Here is a 5,228-nt window from a genome sequence, read left to right as displayed (position 1 = left end):
AAGCCCCAACTACCATCGGCGCTGAAGAGCTTAACTTCTGTGTTCGGCATGGGAACAGGTGTGGCCTCTTCGCTATCGCTACCAGACTTTCGTATAATATGTAGTCCAAAAAAATAAGGACAAGTTATATTATATGCATTCCTTAGACAAAATGCAACACTTTTTTTAGGATTGTACCCTAAAAACTAAATAAGAGTAACGTGACATCATTCTAAGAACTTAGATAAGTCCTCGATCAATTAGTATCCGTCAGCTGCACGTGTCGCCACGCTTCCACCTCGGACCTATCAACCTCATCGTCTCTGAGGGATCTTACTCACTCGAAGTGATGGGAAGTTTCATCTTGAGGGGGGCTTCATGCTTAGATGCTTTCAGCACTTATCCTTTCCACACGTAGCTACCCAGCCATGCTCCTGGCGGAACAACTGGTACACCAGCGGTGTGTCCATCCCGGTCCTCTCGTACTAAGGACAGCTCCTCTCAAACTTCCAACGCCCACGACGGATAGGGACCGAACTGTCTCACGACGTTCTGAACCCAGCTCGCGTACCGCTTTAATGGGCGAACAGCCCAACCCTTGGGACCGACTACAGCCCCAGGATGCGATGAGCCGACATCGAGGTGCCAAACCTCCCCGTCGATGTGAACTCTTGGGGGAGATAAGCCTGTTATCCCCGGGGTAGCTTTTATCCGTTGAGCGATGGCCCTTCCATGCGGAACCACCGGATCACTAAGCCCGACTTTCGTCCCTGCTCGACTTGTAGGTCTCGCAGTCAAGCTCCCTTCTGCCTTTACACTCTACGAATGATTTCCAACCATTCTGAGGGAACCTTTGGGCGCCTCCGTTACTCTTTGGGAGGCGACCGCCCCAGTCAAACTGCCCGCCTGACACTGTCTCCGAACCGGATTACGGTCCTGGGTTAGAATGTTCATACAGCGAGGGTGGTATCCCACGGGTGCCTCCACGTAAGCTAGCGCTCACGCTTCAAAGGCTCCCACCTATCCTGTACAAGCTGCACAAACATTCAATATCAGGCTACAGTAAAGCTCCACGGGGTCTTTCCGTCCTGTCGCGGGTAATGCGCATCTTCACGCATAGTATAATTTCACCGGGTCTCTCGTTGAGACAGTGCCCAAGTCGTTGCACCTTTCGTGCGGGTCGGAACTTACCCGACAAGGAATTTCGCTACCTTAGGACCGTTATAGTTACGGCCGCCGTTTACTGGGGCTTCGGTTCAAAGCTTCGCTCCGAAGAGCTAACTCGTCCCCTTAACCTTCCAGCACCGGGCAGGTGTCAGCCCCTATACTTCGCCTTTCGGCTTCGCAGAGACCTGTGTTTTTGCTAAACAGTCGCTTGGGCCTATTCACTGCGGCTCCTCCTTAAAAGGAGCACCCCTTCTCCCGAAGTTACGGGGTCATTTTGCCGAGTTCCTTAACGAGAGTTCTCCCGCTCACCTTAGGATTCTCTCCTCGCCTACCTGTGTCGGTTTGCGGTACGGGCACCTATGATCTAACTAGAGGCTTTTCTTGGCAGTGTGAAATCCGGAACTTCGGTACTTTATTTCCCTCCCCATCACAGCTTGAAATTGCCAGACGGATTTGCCTATCTGACTTTCTCACTGCTTGGGCGCACACATCCATCGGTGCGCATTCCTTATCCTACTGCGTCCCCCCATCGCTCAAACAATCATGAGGTGGTACAGGAATATCTACCTGTTGTCCATCGCCTACGCCTGTCGGCCTCGGCTTAGGTCCCGACTAACCCTGAGAGGACGAGCCTTCCTCAGGAAACCTTAGGCATTCGGTGAAAGAGATTCTCACTCTTTTTTCGCTACTCATACCGGCATTCTCACTTCTAAGCGCTCCACCAGTCCTCACGGTCTGACTTCACAGCACTTAGAACGCTCTCCTACCATTGTTCGTAAGAACAATCCGCAGCTTCGGTGATACGTTTAGCCCCGGTACATTTTCGGCGCAGAGTCACTCGACCAGTGAGCTATTACGCACTCTTTAAATGGTGGCTGCTTCTAAGCCAACATCCTGGTTGTCTGGGCAACTCCACATCCTTTTCCACTTAACGTATACTTTGGGACCTTAGCTGGCGGTCTGGGCTGTTTCCCTTTCGACTATGAACCTTATCACCCATAGTCTGACTCCCAAGTTTAAGTAACTGGCATTCGGAGTTTGACTGAATTCGGTAACCCGGTAGGGGCCCCTAGTCCAATCAGTGCTCTACCTCCAGTACTCATCATCTTGAGGCTAGCCCTAAAGCTATTTCGGAGAGAACCAGCTATCTCCGTGTTCGATTGGCATTTCACCCCTACCCACACCTCATCCCCGCATTTTTCAACATACGTGGGTTCGGGCCTCCAGTCAGTGTTACCTGACCTTCACCCTGGACATGGGTAGATCACACGGTTTCGGGTCTACGACCACATACTATATCGCCCTATTCAGACTCGCTTTCGCTGCGGCTCCGTGTCTTCCACTTAACCTTGCATGGGATCGTAACTCGCCGGTCCATTCTACAAAAGGTACGCCGTCACCCATTAACGGGCTTCGACTACTTGTAGGCACACGGTTTCAGGTTCTATTTCACTCCCCTTCCGGGGTGCTTTTCACCTTTCCCTCACGGTACTGGTTCACTATCGGTCACTAGGGAGTATTTAGCCTTGGGAGATGGTCCTCCCGGATTCCGACGGAATTCCACGTGTTCCGCCGTACTCAGGATACACTCCGGAGGAAATTCTTTTTCAATTACAGGGCTGTTACCTTCTTCGGCTGACCTTTCCAGATCGATTCATTTAAAGAATTTCTTTGTAACTCCAAAGGAGTGTCCTACAACCCCAGAAAGCAAGCTTTCTGGTTTGGGCTCTTTCCGTTTCGCTCGCCGCTACTCAGGAAATCGAGGTTTCTTTCTCTTCCTCCAGGTACTGAGATGTTTCAGTTCCCCGGGTCTGCTCCCTATACCCTATGTATTGAGGTATAGGTACTGCTCCATTACGAACAGTGGGTTTCCCCATTCGGAAATCCCCGGATCAAAGTTTACTTACAACTCCCCGAGGCATATCGGTGTTAGTCCCGTCCTTCTTCAGCTCCTAGTGCCAAGGCATCCACCGTGCGCCCTTATTCACTTAACTAAGTTGTTATTTCAGTAAATAAGCGTGCTAATTTAATAGCCTTGTTTCAATCCAGCTTCAGCTCCTAGTGACTAGTGTAACTTCCTTCTCCTCCGTACGATAAGTCAACATCGATTCACATACGTTCATCGTGTTTTCTTTATCTCCTTCGGTTCAGTCCAGTTCATACGTCACTGTACAGTCGCTTCAGCTTTCTATTTTTTGATGTCGTTGTTACTCTTATTTAGTTTTCAAGGTACAAACTACCACACGGATGTGGTGGCTTCTGTGTTGTCACATGGACGTGACGTTCTTAACAGAAGTTCATTAATTTGAGAGATTGCTCTCTCAAAACTGAACCAAACAACCAAGTACGATTCCGTAATAATCCTTAGAAAGGAGGTGATCCAGCCGCACCTTCCGATACGGCTACCTTGTTACGACTTCACCCCAATCATTAGTCCCACCTTCGGCGGCTGGCTCCAAAAGGTTACCTCACCGACTTCGGGTGTTACCAACTCTCGTGGTGTGACGGGCGGTGTGTACAAGGCCCGGGAACGTATTCACCGCGGCATGCTGATCCGCGATTACTAGCGATTCCGGCTTCATGTAGGCGAGTTGCAGCCTACAATCCGAACTGAGAATGGTTTTGTGGGATTTGCTTGACCTCGCGGGTTCGCTTCCCTTTGTTCCATCCATTGTAGCACGTGTGTAGCCCAGGTCATAAGGGGCATGATGATTTGACGTCGTCCCCACCTTCCTCCGGTTTGTCACCGGCAGTCACCTTAGAGTGCCCAACTGAATGCTGGCAACTAAGATCAAGGGTTGCGCTCGTTGCGGGACTTAACCCAACATCTCACGACACGAGCTGACGACAACCATGCACCACCTGTCACTCTGTCCCCGAAGGGAAAACTCTATCTCTAGAGTGTTCAGAGGATGTCAAGACCTGGTAAGGTTCTTCGCGTTGCTTCGAATTAAACCACATGCTCCACCGCTTGTGCGGGCCCCCGTCAATTCTTTTGAGTTTCAGCCTTGCGGCCGTACTCCCCAGGCGGAGTGCTTAATGCGTTAACTTCAGCACTAAGGGGCGGAAACCCCCTAACACCTAGCACTCATCGTTTACGGCGTGGACTACCAGGGTATCTAATCCTGTTCGCTCCCCACGCTTTCGCTCCTCAGCGTCAGTTACAGACCAGAGAGTCGCCTTCGCCACTGGTGTTCCTCCACATCTCTACGCATTTCACCGCTACACGTGGAATTCCACTCTCCTCTTCTGCACTCAAGTTCCCCAGTTTCCAATGCACGTTTACGGTTGAGCCGTAAGATTTCACATCAGACTTAAAGAACCGCCTGCGAGCGCTTTACGCCCAATAATTCCGGACAACGCTTGCCACCTACGTATTACCGCGGCTGCTGGCACGTAGTTAGCCGTGGCTTTCTGGTTAGGTACCGTCAAGGTGCCATCAGTTACTATGGCACTTGTTCTTCCCTAACAACAGAGTTTTACGATCCGAAAACCTTCATCACTCACGCGGCGTTGCTCCGTCAGACTTTCGTCCATTGCGGAAGATTCCCTACTGCTGCCTCCCGTAGGAGTCTGGGCCGTGTCTCAGTCCCAGTGTGGCCGATCACCCTCTCAGGTCGGCTACGCATCGTCGCCTTGGTAAGCCATTACCTTACCAACTAGCTAATGCGCCGCAGGCCCATCTGTAAGTGACAGCAAAAGCCGCCTTTCAACTTCTCATCAGGAGATGAAAAGTGTTATCCGGTATTAGCTCGCGTTTCCACGAGTTATCCCAGTCTTACAGGCAGGTTGCCTACGTGTTACTCACCCGTCCGCCGCTCATTCCATTATCGTCACCTCTAAAAGAGGATCAGATAACTTCCTGCGCTCGACTTGCATGTATTAGGCACGCCGCCAGCGTTCGTCCTGAGCCAAGATCAAACTCTCCATAAAAGTTGTGTTTCTTGTGCTTCAGAAGTCAACTTCTGACTTCATTTCTTTTAAGAAAAACGAGGTGTTTTTCTTCTTTCGTACTGGTTGTTTTGTTCAGTTTTCAAAGAGCAATTTCTGTGTCGCTCTCAAATTGCGACTTTATTAATTTA

General features: G+C 50.5%; 3 rRNA genes. All 3 read right to left on the bottom strand.

Going from position 1 to position 5,228, the window contains the following annotated elements:
* Positions 1 to 86: ribosomal RNA gene (gene rrf, locus C3938_RS00405) — 5S ribosomal RNA — on the bottom strand; the annotation flags it as partial.
* A 133-nt stretch (positions 87 to 219) separates the two neighbouring features.
* Positions 220 to 3,140 (bottom strand): 23S ribosomal RNA (locus C3938_RS00400).
* Positions 3,141 to 3,514: 374 nt separating this feature from the next.
* Positions 3,515 to 5,079, bottom strand: a 16S ribosomal RNA gene (locus tag C3938_RS00395).
* Positions 5,080 to 5,228 lie beyond the last annotated feature (149 nt).

Source organism: Microbulbifer pacificus (assembly GCF_002959965.1).
GTDB lineage: Bacteria > Pseudomonadota > Gammaproteobacteria > Pseudomonadales > Cellvibrionaceae > Microbulbifer > Microbulbifer pacificus_A.
This window is presented reverse-complemented; position numbering and strand designations above follow the sequence as displayed.